Source organism: Candidatus Rickettsia kotlanii, assembly GCA_030295365.1.
GTDB classification, from domain to species: Bacteria; Pseudomonadota; Alphaproteobacteria; order Rickettsiales; family Rickettsiaceae; genus Rickettsia; species Rickettsia kotlanii.
Genome location: AP027062.1, coordinates 310628 through 332185, shown reverse-complemented (window position 1 = coordinate 332185; position 21558 = coordinate 310628). Strand labels below are relative to the sequence as shown.

Below are 21558 nucleotides of genomic sequence, written 5' to 3'. Positions count from 1 at the left end.
TCATATGCATTTTATTGATGAAGTTAAAATATATATAAAAGGTGGAAACGGTGGCAATGGTTGTGTTAGTTTCCATCGTGAGAAATTTATTGACAGAGGCGGACCGGACGGTGGTGATGGTGGATGTGGCGGTAGTGTTATTTTCAGGAGTAATCATCATCTTAATACGCTAGTAAATTATCGATATAAACAGCATTTTACCGCAGAAAACGGCGGAAACGGTAAAGATTCAAATAGAAGCGGTAAATCAGGAAAATCATTAGTTCTTGATGTTCCGATCGGTACTCAAATCTTTTCCGAGGACGGCAATATATTATTGCATGATTTCACTGTGGATGATCAAAGCTTTGAAATAATTAAAGGAGGAAGTGGCGGTCTTGGTAACAGCCATTTCAAATCGTCGGTTAATCAAGCTCCAAGAAAGCGTACGGAAGGAGAAATTGCCGAAGAAATGTGGATTTATTTAAGTTTAAAACTTCTTTCTGATATTGGGCTTGTGGGGCTTCCAAATGCTGGTAAATCTACTTTTTTATCCGTTGTAACGGCAGCCAAGCCTAAAATTGCCGATTATCCTTTTACTACTTTAGTGCCGAATCTTGGAGTGGTATATGTTGATGACGAAGAGTTTGTCATAGCCGATATTCCTGGCTTAATTGAGGGGGCTCATCAAGGTCACGGACTTGGCGATAAATTCTTAAAGCATATAGAAAGATGTAATGTATTAATACATTTAATAGACGGCTCTAGTAATGATGTAGTTGCAGATTATAATACGGTACGTCTTGAGCTTGAATCATATTCCGATTATCTAAAAAATAAAATCGAAATCATATGTCTTAATAAATGCGATGTTCTCACGGATGAGGAAATACAGGAAAAAATAAATAAGTTGCAGAAAGTTACTAATAAAGAAGTTTTTCCTATCTCTACCTACAATAATGCTGGAGTGAATAAAATAGTTAAACTTGCTTTAGAGACTATAAAAAATCATTAGTAATACTACTAGGTATTGCCTGCGTGGATATTGAGGATTGTCATTGTGAGGACTCCTGAGATTGCCACGCTCACTAACGTTCGCTCGCAATGATGACTTAATATCCACACAATAACATCCCCTCGCAACGACAATTAATAAACTTTAAATTAAAGTAATACGTTGCTCTTCTGCTTCTAGATATTTCTCTAGCTCTTCCTTAGTATATTTCTTTTCTTTAAGCTTTATTTCATGATTAAATATATATTGTACAGCTTTATCTTCTAAGGCAGGACCTTTAAGTTTTTCAATTGCGCTAGGATTATTTTTATAAAAATCAAATATCATATTTTCCTGCCCAGGAAAATTACGTGCTTGTTGCATAATAACTTTTCTTAAATCATCAGGCTCTAATTGCAAATTTTTAGATTTTGCATATTCAGCAAGTAATAGGCCTATTCGCACACGGCGTAGGGCTAATTTATTATAATATGCTGTTATTTCTTTAGAGGATTTGTTTTTCAATAATGGTTCATCTTGTTCATTTTTATCGGTTCCGGACTTTAGAATATTTTTTTCTTGCTCTAATAAAGATTCTGGTACATCAAAATCTAACAATTTTTCTAACTTATCAAATAAGTTCATTTTCATTATAGTATTAATAGCTTCTTCCGACTCATTTTCTATTTGTTTAGTAAAATGTGTACGCAATTCTTCAAGGCTATTACTTTGGAATTTTTTAGCAAATTCGTCATCGATGACGGTAGGTTTTGCAGTATGTACTGCTTTAATTTGTACTACAAAACGAGCATCCTTACCTGCTAAACCTTTAGCATGGTAATTTTCAGGAAAAGTAACATTAACATCTACTTCACTACCTGTTTTAGAACCTATTAATTGTTTCTCAAAACCGGGAATAAGTGTATTACTACCTATTATTACCTTAAAATCATTTAATTTACCGTCCTCAAAAGCTTTCTCCTTGATGTACCCGATTGCATCAATAGTAACCTGATCTCCGTCTTTTATTTTTGCTTTACTTTCTTTAGTATAATTTTTTGTTAATGCGGCAAGTTTTTCTAGTTGTTCTTCAACATCTTTAGAGTTTACTTCTAATTTTGGACGATCTAGTGAGATTTTTTTTAAATCTGGAATAGTAATTTTAGGTAACAGCTCTATTTTTACGGTAAATTCTAAAGCTTTATCGGATTCGTTTTGTAATTCTTCAATTTTGGGTCTACCGATTATATTTAGATTATGCTCTTTAATAATGTGATTTACTGAATGGTTAATTTTTCTTTCTATTATATCATTCCTGACAGAAGTACCGTATTTTTTCTTAACAATTGAAACCGGTACTTTACCGACTCTAAAACCTGCTATTTTAACTTTTTTGGTTAAGTCAAGTAATTCTTTTTGAATATCGTCATCTATCTCACTTAAAGGAATAGAAACTCTTGCATTAAAATCCAATCCTTCGTTTTTTAATATGGTAACTCCCATTTTAATAATCCATTGATTCTGTATATAGTTTGCTAATCAAAATAAACTAAAGAGCTGAAATATGCAATAGTTTTTGTAAAATCCCATTAGGATTAGGCATTGCTAACTGTGAGTTTCGCAGAACTCCCCTTTGGTGGTATATAGTCGTCTATTTTTACAATCACTAACTATTTCGTGTTAGCACTTAACAGCAATTGAGCCATTTCCATAGCAGTAAGCTCCTGCTTTTTATAATTTTCAAGGACTTTAATAATTTGGGATATATCAAATATCTTATCGGTATTATTAATATAACAATATTTAGCCCGATTTCCCTTTTTTATTATATTTTTTATATAGTATTCAATAGCTTGTTCAATTCATTGCTATAAATCATGATAATAATTTTCCTCACAATGGGTTTAAGCAATAAGATTTAAGCGTATTTCTTCGTTAAATTCTTTAGCAGAAGATAATTCTATATCAAGTTCGGTAAATATCTGCACTAAAGCTACAGATAAATCATTGATCATTTTGTCGGTATGGGCAGGGGTTGGGATGATTCGGAGGCGTTCTGTACCTCTCGGTACGGTTGGAAAATTGATATGTTGAACGTAAATACCATGTTCATTAAGGAGCATATTTGAGGCTTTCGCCGTTTTAATCGGATCACCAATAATTATCGGCACTATATGACTTTCATTTTTCAAATAAGGTATATTAAAACGTTCAAAAGAATTTTTAAGTTTTGTAACTACTTCTTGATGTTTTATTCGTTCTTCATTCGATTCTTTAAGATGTCTAATACTATGCGTTGCAGCGGTAGAAATTACTGGCGGCAATGAAGTAGTGAAAATAAACCCTGGAGCGGTTAGTCTTATAGCGTCGACTAAATTATGGTTGCTAGTGATATAACCGCCGATAGTACCATATGCTTTGGCAAGCGTCCCTTGAATAATATCGATTTGATCACTACAATTAAGAAGCTCGGCAATACCACCACCCTGTTTACCGTATAAACCGACCGTATGCACTTCATCAATAAAGGTTAAAGCATTATATTTTTTGGCTAAGTTGATTATATCTTTGATAGGTGAGAAAAAACCGTCCATAGAGTAAGCTGATTCAAAAACAATAATTTTCGATCTATTAATATCGACTGATTGTAAAAGCTCTTCTAGATGCTTAACATCTAAATGTCCATATATATATTTCTCGGCTCTTGAATTTGTAATCCCTGCAATTATTGATGCATGATTTAGCTCATCAGAGAAAAATACTATATCTGGCATGATTTTAGCAAGACTTGCAAGCGTTGTATCATTTGCAACAAAACCAGATGTAAAAACTAAAGCTGCTTGCTTTTTGTGTAAATTTGCAAGTTCTTTTTCAAGCTCAAGAATGGCGATATTATTACCGCCGATGTTGCGAGTTCCACCTGATCCAACACCATATTTTAGCAAGGCATCTATAGAAGCGTGCATTATTTTTGCATGTTTACTCATACCCAAATAGTCATTAATGCACCACATAACTATTTGTTTATTAGCGTGTTCTGCAAAAGGAAAATTATCGGCTTGTCTTTTTAAGGCCTTAAATTCTCGATATCTTCCTTCGCTTTTGATCTTATCTATATGTTTGCTAAATATAATATCGTAATAAGACATTTCCTCGATGTCATTCCCGCGTAGGCGGGAATCCATTTTATTAATTATAAAATTCTATAATCAGATATTTTGAATGTTCCTTCTAGATTCCCGCCTACGCGGGAATAACATCGAACAGAACAATACTTCTAAACCCAAGTTTGCAACTATTCTACATTAAAATTAAAAAAGTTTAAAGTTATAATATGGCTTTTTGTACAATATCGTTTAATCTCTTTGAAAATGCACCTGTATCAGCAACCGGTTCACCCTCTAAAATACAGGCTTGATCAAATATTAGATTAACCAATTCTTCATTATTTTTATTATTTGCTTTTAAGTCGTTAAAGATTTTCTCTATGATTTTATTTTTAGGGTTTAACTCTAGGTTTTTAGCCGAGGCATTAGCTATTTGTTTCTGCTCAATCAAAAATCTTTCCATACGAATATCCATGGCAGCATCGCTAACGGCAAGACAAGCAGGACTTGAAGTAAGTTTTTTAGAGATCTTAACTTCTTTTACCAACTCCCCTAGTGTCTCTTTAAAATAATCTGTTAGCAATTTATATTCATCATCGGATTTTTTACTATCTGTATTTTTCTCCTTAGATTGTGAAGTAGTTTGCTCTACATCGATATCGCTTCTTGTCGCTGATTTAATAGCATGTTCTTTATATTTGCTATTAACATTTACCCAAAAATCATCCACTGTATCGGTAAAAAGTAATACATCGATTTTTTTACTTAACAATCCTTCGATTTGTGGGCTTGAAAGTAATTTATCGGGGTTATCACCGCTTAAATAATATATAGTACTCTGCCCTTCTTTAAAATTCGCTATATATTCGTCAAGGCTGATCATTTTATTATGCAAGGCACTTCTGAATATGCATACCTCTAATAATTTTTCATGATCGGTAGTAGCCTCACATAAGCCCTCTTTTAAAACACCGCCGAAATTAGCCCAAAACTTATTATATTCTTCAGATGATTCCTCTTTCTTTTTTCTAAGCTTGCCAAGCACTCTTTTTGTAATAGCATTTTTGATTTTCTCAAGCACGTTATTGTGCTGCAGTGATTCACGACTAATATTTAGTGGTAAATCTTCTGAATCAACCACGCCTCGTAAAAATCTTAAATATGACGGGATTAAATCTATATTCTCATCAGATATAAATACTCTTTTTATATATAGTTTTACTCGCCTTTTGCGATCAGGGTGGAATAAATCAAATGTTTTGCTTGATGGAATGAAAAGTAGGTTAGTAAATTCTATAGCTCCCTCATTTTTATTATGCATAGTTATCCAAGGGTCATCAACGGCATAAGATAGGCTTTTGTAGAATTCTTTATATTGTTCTTCTGTAATTTCCGATTTCGGTCTTGTCCATAATGCAGAAGCTGAATTAAGCTGGATTTCATTATTATTAGCTTCATCAAAGAAATATATCGGTACTGCTATGTGATCGGAATAGCTTTTAACGATGTGTTTTAATCTAAAATGATCAAGGAATGTATCTTCTTCCTTTTTGATATGTAAAACGATTTCCGTGCCTCTTGTGAATTCTTTATCTGAATCTGAGACAGTATATTCACCAAGCCCGTCTGATTCCCAAATATGGACTTTATCTTCCCCAGCTTTTCTTGAGGTTACAGTCACTTTATCGGCTACCATAAAGCTTGAATAAAATCCAACACCAAATTGACCGATTAGCATATTGTCTTTTTTAGAATCACCGGATAGGCTTTTAAGAAAATTTGCTGTACCCGATCTTGCAATAGTACCGAGATTTTCAATTAAATCGTTTTTATTCATGCCGATGCCGTTATCACGGATAATGATTTGTTCGTTATCTTTATCGACTTTAACCGTAATTTTAAAATTGCTATCGCCAGCTACTAATTCACTATTACTTTGAGATAAATAACGTAATTTATCACAAGCATCCGAAGCATTGGAAATTAACTCCCTCATAAAAATCTCTTTATTACTATAAAGAGAGTGAATCATTAAATTTAAAATCTTGCCAACCTCGGCATCAAATTTCTTTTTTTCTTGTGTCATAATTATTCCAGTTAATAAATTATTTTTTCGTCATATGACTGCTTATGTCATTCCTGCAGGAGCAGGAATCTAGAAAATAATAAATATAAACTGGATTCCCACTTTCGCGGGAATGACATTGGAAGTCTAACAACAACTGCACCTTATTTAATATAGGAATTAATAATCAAATTTAAATAGTCTTCATTAATATTTTTTATCAATATCGTTTTTAAGCTATGAGTATGACCTTTGATAATTTCGATATTACTACGTGATAATTTCCATTCTTTTGCTAAATAATTTATGATTTCTTCATTTGCTTTACTTTGTTCCGGTATTGCTTTTATAGATAATTTTAGATATGGGATATTATTAATAATTACAAAATTGCTAATTAGATTTTGTTTAGCATTAGGCTTTACTTTAAAACTAAGTAAAGCCTGATGTGAAGAAGAATTGTAATTGTAGAATTTATCCATGAATCATATTTACTTATTATTTTTAATAAAAAAAGAATCCTTGAAAAACTTTGCTTAAACTGATATAATCCTTACCATAAATGTTTAGCACCCTTAGCTCAGCTGGATAGAGCAACAGATTTCTAATCTGTGGGTCAGAGGTTCGAATCCTTTAGGGTGCGCCATTCTTCATTTTTCGGTATTTCTATAAACGTATCAAACCGCAGATACAGCATAAAATCAAGCTTTTGACTGTTTAACTGAATATTAATTGTCTTCCACCAAGTCTCTAAACTAAGCAGCTTTTCTCTTTCTTCTAAGTAGTAAATTTATTACCTTCAAAGAGCTATCATCAGACTATTCTGGTGTAATGCTTAATTTAAAATCGAGTAATAACGAAAAAGAGTTTAAAGAAAAATTAGAAAAAAGTATTAATAATCTTTAATCTAATACTTGTTGGAATCATAATAATTAATACTCCCCAGTTTCCAAAGGTTTTTTATTAAATGAGGAAAACCAAAAGAGCTAACAACATACATACAAGCAGCTGATACAGCATATGTGTAAAGCGTTTAAAGATTGGGAAATGTCTAAAACAATTTGGTACAGCCGGCATAACATTAAGGGCAAAAGCCATGATAAGTGCTTGAATATAAATTAATAATATTTCCTAATGCTTAATTACAAATCAGAGGAATATCTAATATTTTAGACCAAACTTTATCCCAACCTTTGGCATGAGAAATATTAGGAAAAGTTTGCTTTTTTACACACGGTGAGTTACTTGTTTTTACGTAAAGTGCTGCTATGAAAGGCGGGACTCTTTTGTCATCCATGCCGGCGAGATGTAATTGAGGGATATTATTAACCTGTTTTGCATAATTTATCGGGTTTAAAGATTTAACTAAGTAACCACGATAATTATGATATTTATCAAACTTTTTAGTATCTAAATTACCGGCAATCGTTATAATATCTTTAACATTACTATTTTGAGCGGCAATTAATATTGTAAGCCCGCCGCCACCGGAGAAGCCGACTAAGCTAAATTTTTGTCCGTTATTGATAATATTTATGACATTGTTAATTGAATCTACGACTTCCTGCCCCATTCTTTTATCTAACCAATAATCGCTAATGCATTTTGAGTTTATTTCTAAAGGAGTATATTGGCAAGGTCTTGCTATATAAACAATATTCGGTCTTTTATCCATTGTAGCAAGCTTTAAGAGCACCGGATTAACGGGAGTAGGGTTGTCGGAATTAGCAGATCCATCTGCAAGATGTCCATCTCCCTCAATATAGAATACAAAAGGTAGGTTACGGTCGGTAATACGCTGATAAGTTGTAAGAGTAAAATCACCACCGTTTACTAGTCTCATCTGAAAGTTATTTTGAGTTGCTATATCTTGCGAATGCTTTACCCTGCTAGCTACATCATGAGTAATAGAGCACCCTGAAAGAAATAATATTATTGCCCAAATAAAATTGTTCATAACAATTTTATTTAAAACGGTATTTCGTCATCTAAGTCGCTATGGTCGAAGGAATAATTTTTAGTTTCAGAATATTTATATTCGCTATGCCCTGAATCTTGAGTATGATTATTAGAGTTTTTACTATCTAATAATATTAATTGTGAATTAAAGTTTTGTAACACAACTTCCGTGGTATATTTTTCTTGACCTGAATTATCATTCCACTTACGGGTTTGCAATGAACCTTCAATATATAATTTACTACCTTTTGTGACATAGCGTTCCACAACAGATACTAACCCTTCACTAAATATCACTACTCTATGCCATTCAGTTCGTTCTTTTCGTTCGCTGGTAATGCGATCTTTCCAAGTTTCAGTTGTTGCTAAAGAAAGATTAATAATTTTTTTCCCTTCGCCTGTAGTTCTCATTTCCGGATCACGCCCTACATTACCTATTAACATTACTTTATTTAAACTACCTGCCATAGATTACTACCTACTTTAAAATATTATTATTGCAATAATAAAATAAAAGCGCCTATAATACTACAGGTTTTTTAAAAAATATCTCAAAAATTTTGTAGTGAAGTGATTATGAACCAAGAATATATTAAGGTACGCGGTGCTAAAGAGCATAATCTAAAAAATATAAATGTTAATATTCCAAGAAATAAATTTGTTGTTATCACCGGTCTTAGCGGTTCAGGCAAGTCTTCTTTAGCATTTGATACTATTTATGCAGAAGGTCAAAGGCGATATGTTGAAAGTTTATCTTCATATGCAAGGCAATTCTTACATTTACAAAATAAACCTAATGTAGAATCTATTTCCGGATTATCGCCTGCTATTGCAATTGACCAAAAAACTACTTCCAAAAATCCACGTTCTACGGTTGGAACTATAACGGAAATTTACGATTATCTTAGGTTATTATATGCAAGGGTGGGTATTCCTTACTCTCCGGCAACCGGTCTTCCGATACATAGCCAAACAGTTTCCGAGATGGTAGATATAATTAACGAACTACCTAAGGGGACGAAAATATATTTACTTGCTCCTATTGTTAGAGGACATAAGGGTGAGTTCAAGCGTGAAATTATGAATCTGAAAAAGCAAGGCTTTCAGAAATTAATAGTTAACGGGGAAGTTTGTGAGATTGATGATTTACCGAAACTTGATAAAAATAAGAAGCATAATATAGAAGTGATCGTTGATAGAATAGTTCTAGATGAAAGTTTAGGTAATAGACTTGCAGATAGCTTAGAGAGTTCGTTAAATCTTGCTGAGGGTATTACTTATTTAGAAATTGTAGAATTACCGCCGGCAGTTAAGAGCAAGTTTGAAAAAAATCAGCGTATTACTTTTTCCGAGCAATATTCTTGTCCGGTATCGGGTTTTCAGCTTACTGAAATAGAGCCTCGAATCTTTTCTTTTAATAGCCCTTTTGGAGCATGTCCTAAATGTGAAGGGATAGGTAAGGAGTTTTTCTTTGATAGAGATTTAATAGTTCCGGATCAAAGAATTTCTATTAAAGATGGTGCAATAGTGCCTTGGGGTAGTACAACTTCTAAATTTATCCTAGAGACATTAAAGGCTCTTGCCGATCATTATAAATTTTCTATTGAAGTACCTTTTGTAAGTTTATCACAAAAAGTTAAGGATATTTTATTTGAAGGTTCAGGAGAAGAGGCAATAAAGTTTGAATTTCATGATGGTTCTAAAACGCAAATAATAAAACAACCTTTTGCCGGTATAATACCAAGTTTGCAAGAAAAGGACCGTACTATAGAATCGGTTTTAATTAAAGAAGAACTAGCTAAATTTAAGTCAGAGCATAAATGTACTGCTTGTTCAGGGTTTAGATTAAAAGACGAAGCATTATGTGTTAAAATAGCAAATTTTCATATAGGCGAAGTAGCAGGTATGAGTATTGCAGCCTTGCAAAAATGGTTTAATCACTTAGAAGAAAAATTAAATAAAAAGCAATTATTTATTGCTGAGCGTATACTCAAAGAAATTACCGAGAGATTAAAATTTCTTATGAATGTCGGGCTTGATTATCTAACGTTGTCACGAGAAGCAGGTACTTTATCGGGGGGGGAAAGTCAGCGTATTCGTCTTGCATCTCAAATAGGTTCAGGACTGAGCGGTGTTTTATATGTACTTGATGAGCCGTCTATTGGTCTTCATCAACGAGATAATACAAGATTAATTGAGACACTAAAAAGGCTTAGAGATTTGGGTAATACCGTTTTGGTAGTCGAGCATGATGAAGAAACAATATATGAAGCAGACCATATTATTGATATAGGACCGGGAGCCGGTATTCACGGCGGTCGTGTTATTGCAGAAGGAAATGCTGAAGAAATAAAGAATTTTGAAGAAAGTATCACAGGTAGGTATCTAAGCGGTCGTCAAACAATCAAAGTGCCGTCTGAAACAAGAGTTGGGCATGATAATAGGGCAATTGAATTACTTGGGGCGGTTTCTAACAATTTAGATAATGTTGATATCAAAATTCCGCTTGGTACTTTTACCGCTATAACGGGAGTATCGGGAAGCGGTAAATCAAGCTTGATGATTCATACTCTATATAAAGCGGCTCTAAAGCATTTAGAGCCAACTAGCAAAGTATTCCCCGGCAAATATAGAGAGTTAAAAGGACTTGAATATATTGATAAAATTATCGATATTAATCAATCTCCGATAGGTAGAACTCCTCGTTCAAACCCTGCGACTTATACAGGTGCCTTTACCCATATTAGGGATTGGTTTATGGAATTACCTGAATCAAAAGCTAGAGGGTATAAAGTAGGCAGATTTTCGTTTAACGTTAAAGGCGGTAGATGTGAAGCATGCCAAGGTGATGGGCTAATAAAAATAGAGATGCATTTCCTACCTGACGTATATGTAAAGTGTGATATTTGTAACGGTCACAGATATAATAGAGAAACGCTTGAAATAAAATATAAAGGTAAATCTATTGCCGATATTTTGATGATGACTGTAGAAGATGCGATGCAGTTTTTTAAAAAAATACCGTTAATCTATGAAAAGTTAATTACCTTAAATGAAGTGGGTCTAGGCTATATTAAAATCGGTCAGTCTGCTACTACTCTTTCAGGTGGTGAAGCACAACGCGTTAAGCTTGCTAAAGAATTATCAAGACGTTCAACCGGTAAAACGCTTTATATACTTGATGAACCGACTACGGGATTACATATCGACGATATTAATAAATTGTTAAAAGTGTTACATAAACTTGTTGATATGGGCAATACTGTTTTAGTTATCGAGCATAATTTAGATGTTATAAAAACTGCAGATTATATTATTGACGTCGGTCCTGAAGGTGGCGATAAAGGCGGTAAGATAGTTGTATGTGGCACCCCTGCCGACATCGCTGCCTGCGAGGAAAGCCATACCGGTAGATATTTAAAGCAATGTTTGGTGTGATCTAATATAAATAGTAAGTTACTCTATATAATTTGCTATTTGATGTATTTCTAAATATTACCTGCCGATGATATGAAAGGTTTTATGCTTGGTAAATTTAATAATTCTTGCCAATTTATAGGATATGATTCCGAAAGATGTGTTTTAGACAGTGTGAGTGAAGCAAATGCTAGTTTTTATATAATTACGGATGATAAAGGAAATATAAGAGCTTAGTCATATGCTTGGCTTGCTGGAGAGGGAAAAGAGAATGAAAAAGCCACTGCTATACTGCTATGGTACTAGATTCATTTGAGCATTTAGGGAAGGAAGATAAATTATTATTTGTACCTATAATAAATAAATTGAGAGAAGTATTACAAGAACAAGCATTAAATTTATATGTAGGATGTGGCGGACAAACTTCTAAACTTGATATAAACACTATACTTCATCCAAAACCAATGGAGCAAGATTTATATATGACGATGCAACAAATGTTTATCCTATTACAAGAGAAGTACCAACAATAGAATTAAACTTAGGAAAAAATACTAATAGCCAGGTTAATCAATATTCTACTATTAAAGAGCTAAAAACTGATAGTAAATTACTACAGCAAATTAACCGAGATTTAACAGAAGAGGAAATATCGTTGCTTAACATAGGTTTTACTTTTGCACAAATTGCGAATATAGAAAACGATAAACAAGAATTCTTTGTTGAAAACGACTATAATATAAAATATAAAAAATTTGACTGACGCCGGTGTTAGTATAAAAAAATTATTTGCTATGGCAGTAGGTCAGCAGAAACTCTTTATTGAAAATAGTTATAAGGTAAAAAGCTTATCTAAGGCCAGGCTCACTACGAAAGAATTGTCTAATGTGATAACAGGCCAACAAGAATCAGGTAATACCAATGAAAATGATTTAACTCAGTTTGATAATATGGATCACAATGCATTAAAAGTAGAGGTGATAGGTGATGCTATAGAACAAGCTTAGGTGAGCGTGGAATACAATTCAAGTATAATAGAATTCTTGCATAACATAGCTAATAAGGAGAGATCCTTTTGGAGACAAATAAGTTATGCAAGAATTCTAATGCTTATGGTCATGGTGGTGGGTATAGAAGCCTAGAGCAGAAAGTGCATTTGAGAATTCAGAGTTAGGAGTTATTTCATTTGGTATTCCGCTGCAACATATGTGACCGTTTAAGTATATCACTTGATCAGAGTTTTTTATTATGGTAAATAAATCATGAGAAATCATAAAAACCGTAATATTTAGTTTTTTACGAATCAAATTAATAAGCTGATAAAATTCTTGTTGGCTTGTTACGTCTAAAGACTGTAACGGTTCATCTAAAATAATTAAGTCGGGATTATTAACTATTGAACATGCAAGAACTACTTTTTGAAACTGCCCTCCTGAGAGCTTAGAAATTTCTTGATCTTTTATATGTTCCAAATCAATAAATGAGTTAATCTCTTTAATATTGTTATTAAAATTACTTAGTGCTAACAACTCTAAAAATTTTTTTACTGTAATAGGTAAATCAGGGGGTAATCCGAATTTTTGCGGTACATATCCAATTTTTAGTTTGGGATCAATTATAATCTCGCCGCTTGTAGGTTTTTCAAGTCTAAGCATTAATCGTACTATGGTAGTTTTACCTGCACCGTTAGGTCCGATTAAAGTAGTGATATTATTTTTTTTGACAGTGAAACTAACGTTATTTATCGGCAATTTATTACCGAATTTTTTAGATACGTTACGAAACTCGATTATAGGTTTTTGCATGTGTCAGTTCACTTCTGTCATCCTGTGGCTCGACCACAGGATCCAGTAATAAATACTAAAGTTATTAATGTATTAATGTTTTAAGTTATTTTTCTAGACCCCGTGGTCAAGCTACGGGATGACACAGTGGGCAATAAATAGCATTCATAAAATAGAATAAATGCCAATTAGTTCTGCCTCGGCAAGTAAATGTTTTTGCAGGGCTAATACTAAATCTTGCTTGCTAGCATTCTCATCAAGCTCAAGATAATCATTTAGAGCATATAGTTTAAAAAAATAATGATGAGGTTTGCCGGCATTTTTCTTGCCAGCTATTATTTTAATTTAATACTACTATCTATTTGTCCTTCTGAAAACTTAGTAATAGAAGCGGAAACATTATCCAATGATCCCATATACCGTGTGGTAGTGTGATTTCTATCGGTGCATCCGGATTATCCATTATTAAGTGCAAAAGATTTAGTATCTGAAGGAGCATTACTCCATTCTAGATGCGGTGAAACATTTTGTCCTTTACAATTAAATCTATCAGGAATGCGATCATTATGTTTAAATGCCGTACTTGTTATCATGAAAATCATAGGTTGTATAACGTCATTGCGAAAGCCATACGCTGCGTGGCAATCTCATGAAATAATAAAACTCCTGAGATTGCTTCGTAAATTTTCTCGCAATGATGTTTTGTCTATCAATTTACAACTTGCCATTGTCCGTCAGGTTGGCGGCATGCATTACCGTATGCTTTTTGTTGTTTTCCGCCTATTACAACTGTTTGAGTGTACTCACGGCAATATTGACCAGTGCTATTTCTATAAGTTTTATTAGGTGTTACGTAACCGTAATTGCCGTTATCCGGATTACGCCATTCTACGTTACTACCGCTAGGAGCTGTTTCTAAAGCTTTTTGTGAGGTAAGCTCTACAAGTCTTCTATCCTGCTCATCCATACCTGCACCGATTTGTCCACCAAGAACTGCTCCAAGTAATGCACCTACACCTACTCCAACAAGCTGTCCTTTGCCCTTACCGAATTGAGAACCAAGTAATGCGCCACCAGCACTGCCAAGAAGTGTTCCTGTACCTTGTTTATTCATACCGCCCGGACCGTTACAGGCTTGTAACATAGAAGCTGCAAGAGCTATAATCATAATTTTAGATAATAGTTTCATATAATTCTCTCTAAATTAATATATAATTAATAAGTATATGGTTTTTAGAATTTTGTAAAGCTAAAACTAGATTCTGTAAACATAATTTAAATTATTTGTATTTTTAATTTTGTTCACGGAACCTCATTATAATTGAATTTTATATTTTCTTTGTTAAACTACAAAAAATAAATTGGAAGGATTTGTCATGGATACTAATAGCCGTAATCGGTTAATAAAATCGGTATCTTATTTATCGGTTACTACGGCATTAATTATTTTAAGTATAAAATTATATGCTTGGGTTGTTACCGATTCGCAATCAATCCTTGCTTCTTTAATTGATTCAATGCTTGATATAACTTCCTCCTTTATTAATCTAATAGCTTTAAGATTTGCCCTGCAACCACCGGATCATCATCATCGATTCGGGTATGAAAAAATGCAGGATTTAACAATTTTTTCTCAATCGATATTTTTCTTTGCTTCAGCTTTTTTTGTAGGCTTTTCTTCGGTTAAATCTTTATTTGAAAAAACAAAACCGGAGAATATTAGCGGTGGTACTACTGTAATGTATATATGTATATTCTTAACAATTATTTTAGTGCTTTACCAAACTTATGTAATTAAAAAAACAGGGTCGGAAATAGTAAAAGCCGATAAGCTTCATTATTTCACGGACTTACTAACTAATATTATAGTAATTATCTCTATAAATTTAAGTGATTATTTTTGGTTTGTTGACCCATTATTTGGTGTAGTTATTTCGTTATATGTATTTCACTATTCTTATTCTTTATTTAACAAGGCATTTAAAAATTTAGTAGATCATGAATTACCCGAACAAGATAGACAAAAAATTATCTCGATAGTTAATAACCATTTAGGGGCAAAAGGTATGCACGAAATGAAAACTAGATATGCTGGTCAAAAAGCTTTTATCCAGTGCCATCTGGAAATGGATGGCAATATGTCGCTTTATAATGCTCATAAAATTAGCGATGAGATTGCTTTTGAAATATTGCAGGAGTTTCCGGAGGCTGAAATAATTATCCACCAAGATCCTTTTGGAATTGAAGAATACGTAAATTACCGTGAATATATTGTTAGATAAAGAAGCTAATTTTAATAATTTTTTCATGCAGCAAGCTTTAAAACAAGCCAAGATTGCTTTTGATAAAAATGAAGTCCCAGTCGGAGCGGTAATTGTAGATAGGTTAAATCAGAAAATTATTGCTAGTACCCATAACAATACGGAAGAAAAAAATAACGCTCTTTATCATGCTGAAATTATTGCTATTAATGAAGCATGTAATCTTATATCTTCTAAAAATTTAAATGATTATGATATTTATGTTACTTTAGAACCTTGTGCTATGTGTGCGGCAGCTATAGCTCATAGCAGGTTAAAACGTTTATTTTACGGGGCTTCTGATTCCAAGCACGGAGCAGTCGAAAGTAATTTGCGATATTTTAACAGTAGTGCTTGTTTTCATAGACCGGAAATATATAGCGAAATTCTCGCCAAAGATTCGGGGCTATTAATGAAAGAGTTTTTTAAGAGGATAAGAACTGTTATTTCTAGTCACAGGATGACATAGAGGATTGCAAGAATAACATAAAGAAGTAAGAAAACATGCTAAAACTATTAACCCCATATTATTTTAATAAATTATCAAAGGTTATAATACCTATATTAGCTATATCTACTTGCGTAATGATGATTATAGGTCTTTATTTAGCCCTCATAGTTTCGCCGCTAGATTATCAGCAAGGTGATTTTGTACGCATTATGTATGTTCATGTCCCTGCCTCTTGGATGGCTCTTGGTGTTTATGTTTTCATGGCAGCATGCAGCTTTAGCTATTTAGTATGGAAAACTACTATTAGCTATTTGTTAGCTGTAGCTTCTAGTTATGTTGGGGCTACTTTTACTTTGATTAGTTTAGTAACAGGTTCTTTATGGGGAAAACCTATATGGGGGACATGGTGGGTTTGGGATGCAAGGCTTACCTCCATGCTCATATTATTTTTATTATATTTAAGCTATATTATTATAGTGAATAGTGCGGATAATATAAGAAAGGCACAAAATCCTTCTTCTATTATTGCTCTTATCGGACTGATTAACATACCGATAGTAAAATTCTCGGTAAATATTTGGTATAGCCTGCATCAGCCTGCTAGTGTTTTAAGGCTAGGGAGTCCAACTATTCACTTTTCAATGCTAAAGCCTTTAATTATCATGTTTATTAGTTTTATATTATATTTTCTATTAGTATTACTTTTAAGAACTTCTATATTAATCGACAAAATCAAAAACAGATAATAAAATGACTTATGTTGTAACCGATGAATGCGTAAAATGTAAATATACCGATTGTGTTGAAGTATGTCCTGTGGATTGTTTTTATGAAGGTGAAAGGGAAGATGATTTTATGTTAGTCATTAACCCTGATGAATGTATAGATTGCGGCGTTTGTGTTCCTGATTGTCCTGTAGGTGCTATTAAACCTGAATCACCGGAGTTAATACAATGGGTAGAACGTGCAAAAGATTTTATAGAAAATAAAGGATGGAAAAATATTACCAAAAAAAAACCTGCTTTGCCTGATGCCGATAAATTTAAAGATGAGAAAGATAAGTTTAATAAATACATAGGTTCTATGAAGATTTCTAATTGATTGGTTATTGTGAGATATTTTGAAGTGAAAATTATAAGTTTTTTGAAGTAAGCCTATTTCAAAAAAAAAACTTATAATTTGTAGCAAAAAATAGCCAAAATTAAATCTTTTAGGAATCTTCATGGAACCTAAAATAACATTATATGTCTATATGTGTTTATTTTGTCACAAAGCTTAATAAAAGCTTTATTATATGAATCTAATTACCGATTAAATATAGAACTAAAAAATATAATATGTTATATATGCCATTAAGATAATGTTTAATTATTTAATTTGAGGTGCTAATCATGAAAAAATTACTTTTAATAGCTGCTACAAGTGCAACAATTTTATCTTCTAGCGTATCATTTGCCGAGGGCATGGATAATGAGTGGTATTTAAGAATAGATACCGGTGCAGCAATATTTAATGAAGAAAAAGATAAGGCAACCGGTGTTAAATTAAAATCTAATACAACTGTTCCAGTTGATTTAGGTATCGGTTATTATATTTCTGAAAACTTTAGAGCCGATTTAACTTTAGGTACTATAATCCGTGGAAAGTTAAAGAAATCCGGAGCTGCGACTAATGCACCTTTTACCGGTACTAATGTTTCAGCAAGCCATAAACCTACTATTACACGTTTACTTATTAACGGTTATGTAGATTTAACTAATTTTGATATGTTCGATGTTTTTGCTGGTGCCGGTGTCGGTCCTGTATTAGTGAAAGAAAAAATTACATATAATGGGATAACTGGTCTTTCGTCTAACACTAAAAACAGAACTAATATTTCTTACAAGCTAACTTTAGGTACTTCTGCACAAATTGCCGACGGTGTTAAAGTAGAACTAGATTATAGCTGGATAGATGATGGTAGAACAAAAAGTAAGAATATAATTCACCAAGGAACAAGTATACCAACCGGTGGTATACATTATCAAAGCCACAACTTAACAGCTGGTATAAGATTTGATATATAATGAACAAGATTAATAGTTTTAGGTAATAACCTAATATCATACCGTGGCTTAACCATGGGATCTAGTTTCTAGATATCGTGGTTAAGCCACAGAGTGACATTAGATGACAACTCAGAAATGTTATTTAAAACTATTTTTTATCGAATTTAGGTAAAAATTGTAAAATTATTATCTAATATCGTCTTTACTAACAACTAATAAAATTTAAAGGAAAAATTTAACAATATGAAAAAATTACTTTTAATAGCAGCTGCAAGCACAGTACTTTTAACTTCCAGTCTTTCGTTTGCTGATTGCGATATGAATTCTTCTGTAGATTCATCTACTAATTCATCGATGTCATCATCTGTGGAAAATCAATGGTATTTAAAACTTAATGCCGGCAGTATGATTTTTAACAAAACAAAACCTAAAGGAGCAGAGTTTAAGTTAAAGTCTAATACAGGATTTTCAGGTGAGATCGGTATGGGTTACTATATCATGGATAATCTAAGAACTGATTTAACAATTGGAACGGTAGCAAGTAGTCATTTAAAGAAATCAAAAACTTATCCATACGGTGGTTCTTTCTCAGTAAAAAATAAGCCTACTATTGTAAGTTTATTACTTAACGGTTATGTTGATTTCGTCGATTTAAGCATGTTTAAAGTATTTGCAGGTGCAGGTGTTGGTGCTGCTTTTGTAAAGGAAAAAATTAACACTAAAGATATTAAAGGTGGTGTAACTAACACTTTCAACGGTACTACTAAAAACAAAACTAACTTTGCTTATCAATTATCTTTAGGAAATTCATTTGAAGTTGCGCAAGGTGTAAAAGCTGAACTAGTTTATAGCTGGAGAGATTACGGTAAAACAAAAAATACCACCAAAACTATTAACGGGAATAAAGTTAAATTTGGCGGAACTCGTTATAAAGGTCATAACTTAATGGCAGGATTAAGATTTGATATGTAATTAGTCTCTTTTTACAAGTTATTAATACGAAAAAGGAGTCTTTATTAAAAGACTCCTTTTTTTGTTTGTGTGCCTTGATATTGTCTACGTGGATACTGAGACGTCATGAGCTAAGCGACTGCAAGGTATTATCGCATGATTCAGCTTTTTCGTCATTGCGAGGAAAATTACGAAGTAATTGACGAAGCAATCCAGTAAAACATAAAAAAACAAGTTTTTTATACGTTTAGTTTACCAAATATGTAACTTCTATATCAATATTGAAGTTATTTTTCTGGATTCCCGCTTCCGCGGGAATGACATAAACTGAGCCAGGCAACAACACTTACAAGTTTGCAGAGTTATAGTAGAGATGGCATTGATATTCATGCAAACAAACTTTTAATCTAAAGACTCTTTTTCCCTTTATAAAACGTTACGTTCATTTTATGTATTGCTGCAAAGCCTAAATAAATTTTAATACGTTCTAGAATAATATCTTGATAATAAGGTAATTTTGCTGCAGTAGCATTATCTTCAGCTTGTATAAACAGCGTATTAATCTTTTGTTTTTTATAAGTATAGGTGGTGATTTTTAAAGGTAATGCTTTAGTGCTGAAGTTAAACCCGACTATTTTATTCCAGTTAATCATGATTTCAGGCAGCAATGGATGTTGTTTTGCAAATATACGTCTAACTATTTTATCGATATCCTCTTTAATTAGCTTCATTTTAATAAACTCTGCACTGTTAAAGTTATGACTGCTAAAGCAAGCATTATAGATATTACGGGAAAATGTAAAGATGTAACCGATATGATCATTAAAAATATATTACAAACTGCTATAATCGATACTACTTGTTTATGAGATTTACCTTTTTGTACTGCTTTTTGAAAAAAATGCTTTAAATGAGGCTGCCAAATTTTTTCTTTATTGAGTAGCCGAATTAATATGGTTAGCACTGCATCAGTGACATAATATAAGCTAGCAATAGCACAAGCTATAAATAAATTAGTGCTTGTAAGAGCAAGCAGAAGCAAACAAAGACCCGTTAAGAATCCAAGACTAATACTTCCCACGTCTCCTAAAAATATTTTTGCCGGATGCCAATTAAATATTAAGAAACCACAAGAGCAACCAAGAATAATAACATTTACACTAGCTATAAAATATGGATTATTAATAGCCGGAAATTGTAAAAAACATAATATAAGCATAGTGCTAGATAGATGGATAGATTCTACACAGCTCATACCGTCTATACCGTCCATAAAATTATATATATTAATAAAACCGCTTAAAGCTATAACTAAAATAGAATATATTAGTATATGTACAGAGTTTAGCTGCGAAAAAAGAAAAATAGCAAAAGCTGCACAAATTAAGTGGACTATTAAACGAATTAGAATAGGTACGGCTTTTAAGTCATCTAAAAAGGAAATCGAAGCAATTGCCAATAATAACGGTAGTATTTTTATTGAATTAACAAAGTTATTGCTCGTTATATATTCAAACCCGCTCAAAGTAATCATTACAACAACTACAATAGCAAGACCGCCGCCGCGCGGTGTTATCTTATCATGAGAACGACGGTTACTTGGTATATCAACTAAACCGATAGTAGGAAGATATTTAGTTAATATATATGTTAATATAGCGGTGGATATAAAAGAAAAAATAAATAATGTGCTGTAGCTATTTATATTCATAGGAACATATTAGATTTAAAACTATAATATTTGTTATTACTTATAATGACGTGATCATGTACTATAATATTTACGGTTTGGCATGTCTCTACTATCTTATTTGTCATATGAATGTCAGCTTTTAAAGGTTCAGGGCTACCGCTTGGATGATGATGCACAAAAGTATAAGGCTACTTGCTTCGTTAAATAAAGCACGTTTAATTATCTCACGTGGATATACCGCAGCTTGGTCTATAGTTCCTTGACTTAAAACCTCATCAGCAATTAAAATATTTTTCTTATTCAAAAATAATATACGAAATTGCTCGAGTCGCATATTAACTTTTAAATAATCAATCCAAGAACTCCAAGGAGCACTAATATTTTTATTTATTATTTTTTGTTTCAATACTCTAATTTATCAGCTTACGTATTAGAGCAAAATTGATATATAAATTTTCATTGGTGCCTTTAATACTAAGTAGCCTTTCCTTATCAAGGTTAATTAAATCCGTAATATCAAAATGATCAAGTAATTTTTTAGCAAGTTTTAGCAAGAGGTTTTATGTCTTTATGAGGGATAGCCGAAAATAACATTACTTCAAGTAATTCGTAATCAGAAAAATATTCTGCTCCAACGGTAACGAAGCGTTCTTTTACTCTTTTACGGTGACCTATATAATGAGGCATATCTATTTCATCATTACTAAATTCTAACAAATTATTTTCTAACATTCTTTATGTTTATTCAAATTATAAATAAGTAAAATGTTGCTGATGTCATTCCTAGCTAAAAGCGGGAATCCAGTAATT

General features: G+C 32.5%; 20 protein-coding genes, 1 tRNA gene and 5 pseudogenes. 12 read left to right on the top strand and 14 right to left on the bottom strand.

Annotated features, from left to right (window positions below; translation table 11 throughout):
* The first annotated feature begins 4 nt into the window (after positions 1-4).
* Positions 5-994: a GTPase ObgE gene (gene obgE / locus QUD19_RS01850; protein WP_498808374.1), complete on the top strand. Its 990-nt coding sequence runs from the start codon at positions 5-7 to the stop codon at positions 992-994.
* Between the two features lie 144 nt (positions 995-1138).
* Here the strand turns inward: obgE and tig are convergent, their stop codons facing one another.
* The 4 genes from tig to QUD19_RS01830 all read right to left on the bottom strand — a co-directional run bounded on the left by tig (position 1139) and on the right by QUD19_RS01830 (position 6627).
* Positions 1139-2476, bottom strand: coding sequence for a trigger factor (gene tig, locus QUD19_RS01845; protein WP_498808373.1), 1338 nt, complete (start codon positions 2474-2476; stop codon positions 1139-1141).
* Positions 2477-2877: 401 nt separating this feature from the next.
* On the bottom strand, positions 2878-4122 hold the full coding sequence (gene hemA / locus QUD19_RS01840) for a 5-aminolevulinate synthase (protein WP_498808656.1): 1245 nt from the start codon (positions 4120-4122) through the stop codon (positions 2878-2880).
* A gap of 178 nt (positions 4123-4300) precedes the next feature.
* On the bottom strand, positions 4301-6166 hold the full coding sequence (gene htpG / locus QUD19_RS01835) for a molecular chaperone HtpG (protein WP_498808372.1): 1866 nt from the start codon (positions 6164-6166) through the stop codon (positions 4301-4303).
* A gap of 143 nt (positions 6167-6309) precedes the next feature.
* Positions 6310-6627: an A1G_07140 family DUF167 domain protein gene (locus tag QUD19_RS01830; protein WP_498808371.1), complete on the bottom strand. Its 318-nt coding sequence runs from the start codon at positions 6625-6627 to the stop codon at positions 6310-6312.
* Between the two features lie 87 nt (positions 6628-6714).
* Here QUD19_RS01830 and QUD19_RS01825 point away from each other — a divergent pair.
* Positions 6715-6791: transfer RNA gene (locus tag QUD19_RS01825), tRNA-Arg, on the top strand.
* Between the two features lie 245 nt (positions 6792-7036).
* Here the strand turns inward: QUD19_RS01825 and QUD19_RS01820 are convergent.
* The 3 genes and pseudogenes from QUD19_RS01820 to QUD19_RS01810 all read right to left on the bottom strand — a co-directional run.
* Positions 7037-7243 (bottom strand): annotated as a pseudogene (locus QUD19_RS01820) (hypothetical protein); the annotation flags it as partial.
* A 40-nt stretch (positions 7244-7283) separates the two neighbouring features.
* Positions 7284-8102 carry an alpha/beta hydrolase family protein gene (locus tag QUD19_RS01815; RefSeq protein WP_498808370.1) on the bottom strand — a complete coding sequence of 273 codons (819 nt, stop codon included), beginning with the start codon at positions 8100-8102 and terminating at the stop codon, positions 7284-7286.
* 11 nt (positions 8103-8113) lie between these two features.
* A complete protein-coding gene (locus QUD19_RS01810) occupies positions 8114-8572 on the bottom strand; it encodes a single-stranded DNA-binding protein (RefSeq protein ID WP_498808369.1) in 459 nt (152 codons plus the stop codon).
* Positions 8573-8680: 108 nt separating this feature from the next.
* On the opposite strand from QUD19_RS01810, the gene uvrA reads away from it, so the two are divergent.
* The 4 genes and pseudogenes from uvrA (at position 8681) to QUD19_RS01790 (ending at position 12528) form a co-directional block, all read left to right on the top strand.
* On the top strand, positions 8681-11542 hold the full coding sequence (gene uvrA / locus QUD19_RS01805) for an excinuclease ABC subunit UvrA (RefSeq protein ID WP_498808368.1): 2862 nt from the start codon (positions 8681-8683) through the stop codon (positions 11540-11542).
* A 54-nt stretch (positions 11543-11596) separates the two neighbouring features.
* Positions 11597-11837: pseudogene (locus tag QUD19_RS01800) on the top strand (hypothetical protein).
* Positions 11818-12054 carry a hypothetical protein gene (locus tag QUD19_RS01795; RefSeq protein ID WP_498808367.1) on the top strand — a complete coding sequence of 79 codons (237 nt, stop codon included), beginning with the start codon at positions 11818-11820 and terminating at the stop codon, positions 12052-12054. The pseudogene QUD19_RS01800 and the gene QUD19_RS01795 overlap by 20 nt, the downstream one beginning before the upstream one ends.
* A gap of 222 nt (positions 12055-12276) precedes the next feature.
* Positions 12277-12528 (top strand): hypothetical protein, encoded by a 252-nt coding sequence (locus QUD19_RS01790; protein ID WP_498808366.1) that lies wholly within the window; start codon positions 12277-12279, stop codon positions 12526-12528.
* A 96-nt stretch (positions 12529-12624) separates the two neighbouring features.
* On the opposite strand, the gene QUD19_RS01785 is transcribed toward QUD19_RS01790, so the two are convergent.
* The 3 genes and pseudogenes from QUD19_RS01785 to QUD19_RS01775 form a co-directional block, all read right to left on the bottom strand.
* A complete protein-coding gene (locus tag QUD19_RS01785) occupies positions 12625-13326 on the bottom strand; it encodes an ATP-binding cassette domain-containing protein (RefSeq protein WP_498808365.1) in 702 nt (233 codons plus the stop codon).
* 144 nt (positions 13327-13470) lie between these two features.
* Positions 13471-13907: pseudogene (locus tag QUD19_RS01780) on the bottom strand (YbhB/YbcL family Raf kinase inhibitor-like protein).
* 107 nt (positions 13908-14014) lie between these two features.
* On the bottom strand, positions 14015-14494 hold the full coding sequence (locus QUD19_RS01775; RefSeq protein ID WP_498808364.1) for an RT0821/Lpp0805 family surface protein: 480 nt from the start codon (positions 14492-14494) through the stop codon (positions 14015-14017).
* 187 nt (positions 14495-14681) lie between these two features.
* Between QUD19_RS01775 and QUD19_RS01770 the strand changes: the two genes are divergently transcribed.
* The 6 genes from QUD19_RS01770 to QUD19_RS01745 all read left to right on the top strand — a co-directional run bounded on the left by QUD19_RS01770 (position 14682) and on the right by QUD19_RS01745 (position 19076).
* Complete coding sequence (locus QUD19_RS01770; RefSeq protein ID WP_498808363.1) at positions 14682-15587, top strand: cation diffusion facilitator family transporter; 906 nt, start codon at positions 14682-14684, stop codon at positions 15585-15587.
* Positions 15568-16074: a nucleoside deaminase gene (locus tag QUD19_RS01765; RefSeq protein WP_498808362.1), complete on the top strand. Its 507-nt coding sequence runs from the start codon at positions 15568-15570 to the stop codon at positions 16072-16074. Before QUD19_RS01770 ends, QUD19_RS01765 begins: the two co-directional genes overlap by 20 nt.
* 35 nt (positions 16075-16109) lie before the next feature.
* Complete coding sequence (locus tag QUD19_RS01760) at positions 16110-16802, top strand: heme ABC transporter permease (RefSeq protein WP_392505717.1); 693 nt, start codon at positions 16110-16112, stop codon at positions 16800-16802.
* Positions 16803-16806: 4 nt separating this feature from the next.
* The gene (locus QUD19_RS01755; RefSeq protein WP_498808361.1) at positions 16807-17157 is read left to right on the top strand and encodes a ferredoxin family protein; all 351 of its coding nucleotides are present in this window, start codon (positions 16807-16809) and stop codon (positions 17155-17157) included.
* A 290-nt stretch (positions 17158-17447) separates the two neighbouring features.
* Complete coding sequence (gene adr, locus QUD19_RS01750; RefSeq protein ID WP_498808360.1) at positions 17448-18122, top strand: adhesin Adr; 675 nt, start codon at positions 17448-17450, stop codon at positions 18120-18122.
* A 225-nt stretch (positions 18123-18347) separates the two neighbouring features.
* Positions 18348-19076, top strand: a complete 729-nt coding sequence (locus QUD19_RS01745; protein WP_498808359.1) for an outer membrane protein — start codon at positions 18348-18350, stop codon at positions 19074-19076.
* 386 nt (positions 19077-19462) lie between these two features.
* On the opposite strand, the gene QUD19_RS01740 is transcribed toward QUD19_RS01745, so the two are convergent.
* From QUD19_RS01740 to QUD19_RS01725, 4 genes and pseudogenes are all read right to left on the bottom strand, one after another.
* The gene (locus QUD19_RS01740) at positions 19463-19786 is read right to left on the bottom strand and encodes a DciA family protein (protein ID WP_103897359.1); all 324 of its coding nucleotides are present in this window, start codon (positions 19784-19786) and stop codon (positions 19463-19465) included.
* On the bottom strand, positions 19783-20766 hold the full coding sequence (locus tag QUD19_RS01735; RefSeq protein WP_498808358.1) for an MraY family glycosyltransferase: 984 nt from the start codon (positions 20764-20766) through the stop codon (positions 19783-19785). The genes QUD19_RS01740 and QUD19_RS01735 overlap by 4 nt, the downstream gene beginning before the upstream one ends.
* Positions 20753-21154, bottom strand: a pseudogene (locus tag QUD19_RS01730) (JAB domain-containing protein). The gene QUD19_RS01735 and the pseudogene QUD19_RS01730 overlap by 14 nt, the downstream one beginning before the upstream one ends.
* Positions 21155-21158: 4 nt before the next feature.
* Positions 21159-21480, bottom strand: a pseudogene (locus QUD19_RS01725) (UPF0758 domain-containing protein).
* Positions 21481-21558 lie beyond the last annotated feature (78 nt).

Excerpts from the sequence above, each read along its gene's own strand:
- QUD19_RS01745 (WP_498808359.1), top strand. The coding sequence starts at position 18,348 with ATGAAAAAATTACTTTTAATAGCAGCTGCAAGCACAGTACTTTTAACT.
- tig (WP_498808373.1), bottom strand. The coding sequence starts at position 2,476 with ATGGGAGTTACCATATTAAAAAACGAAGGATTGGATTTTAATGCAAGA.
- QUD19_RS01740 (WP_103897359.1), bottom strand. The coding sequence starts at position 19,786 with ATGAAGCTAATTAAAGAGGATATCGATAAAATAGTTAGACGTATATTT.
- adr (WP_498808360.1), top strand. The coding sequence starts at position 17,448 with ATGAAAAAATTACTTTTAATAGCTGCTACAAGTGCAACAATTTTATCT.
- QUD19_RS01815 (WP_498808370.1), bottom strand. The coding sequence starts at position 8,102 with ATGAACAATTTTATTTGGGCAATAATATTATTTCTTTCAGGGTGCTCT.
- QUD19_RS01785 (WP_498808365.1), bottom strand. The coding sequence starts at position 13,326 with ATGCAAAAACCTATAATCGAGTTTCGTAACGTATCTAAAAAATTCGGT.
- QUD19_RS01755 (WP_498808361.1), top strand. The coding sequence starts at position 16,807 with ATGACTTATGTTGTAACCGATGAATGCGTAAAATGTAAATATACCGAT.
- QUD19_RS01770 (WP_498808363.1), top strand. The coding sequence starts at position 14,682 with ATGGATACTAATAGCCGTAATCGGTTAATAAAATCGGTATCTTATTTA.
- QUD19_RS01775 (WP_498808364.1), bottom strand. The coding sequence starts at position 14,494 with ATGAAACTATTATCTAAAATTATGATTATAGCTCTTGCAGCTTCTATG.
- obgE (WP_498808374.1), top strand. The coding sequence starts at position 5 with ATGCATTTTATTGATGAAGTTAAAATATATATAAAAGGTGGAAACGGT.
- htpG (WP_498808372.1), bottom strand. The coding sequence starts at position 6,166 with ATGACACAAGAAAAAAAGAAATTTGATGCCGAGGTTGGCAAGATTTTA.
- QUD19_RS01760 (WP_392505717.1), top strand. The coding sequence starts at position 16,110 with ATGCTAAAACTATTAACCCCATATTATTTTAATAAATTATCAAAGGTT.
- QUD19_RS01810 (WP_498808369.1), bottom strand. The coding sequence starts at position 8,572 with ATGGCAGGTAGTTTAAATAAAGTAATGTTAATAGGTAATGTAGGGCGT.
- QUD19_RS01830 (WP_498808371.1), bottom strand. The coding sequence starts at position 6,627 with ATGGATAAATTCTACAATTACAATTCTTCTTCACATCAGGCTTTACTT.
- QUD19_RS01795 (WP_498808367.1), top strand. The coding sequence starts at position 11,818 with ATGGTACTAGATTCATTTGAGCATTTAGGGAAGGAAGATAAATTATTA.
- QUD19_RS01735 (WP_498808358.1), bottom strand. The coding sequence starts at position 20,766 with ATGAATATAAATAGCTACAGCACATTATTTATTTTTTCTTTTATATCC.
- uvrA (WP_498808368.1), top strand. The coding sequence starts at position 8,681 with ATGAACCAAGAATATATTAAGGTACGCGGTGCTAAAGAGCATAATCTA.
- hemA (WP_498808656.1), bottom strand. The coding sequence starts at position 4,122 with ATGTCTTATTACGATATTATATTTAGCAAACATATAGATAAGATCAAA.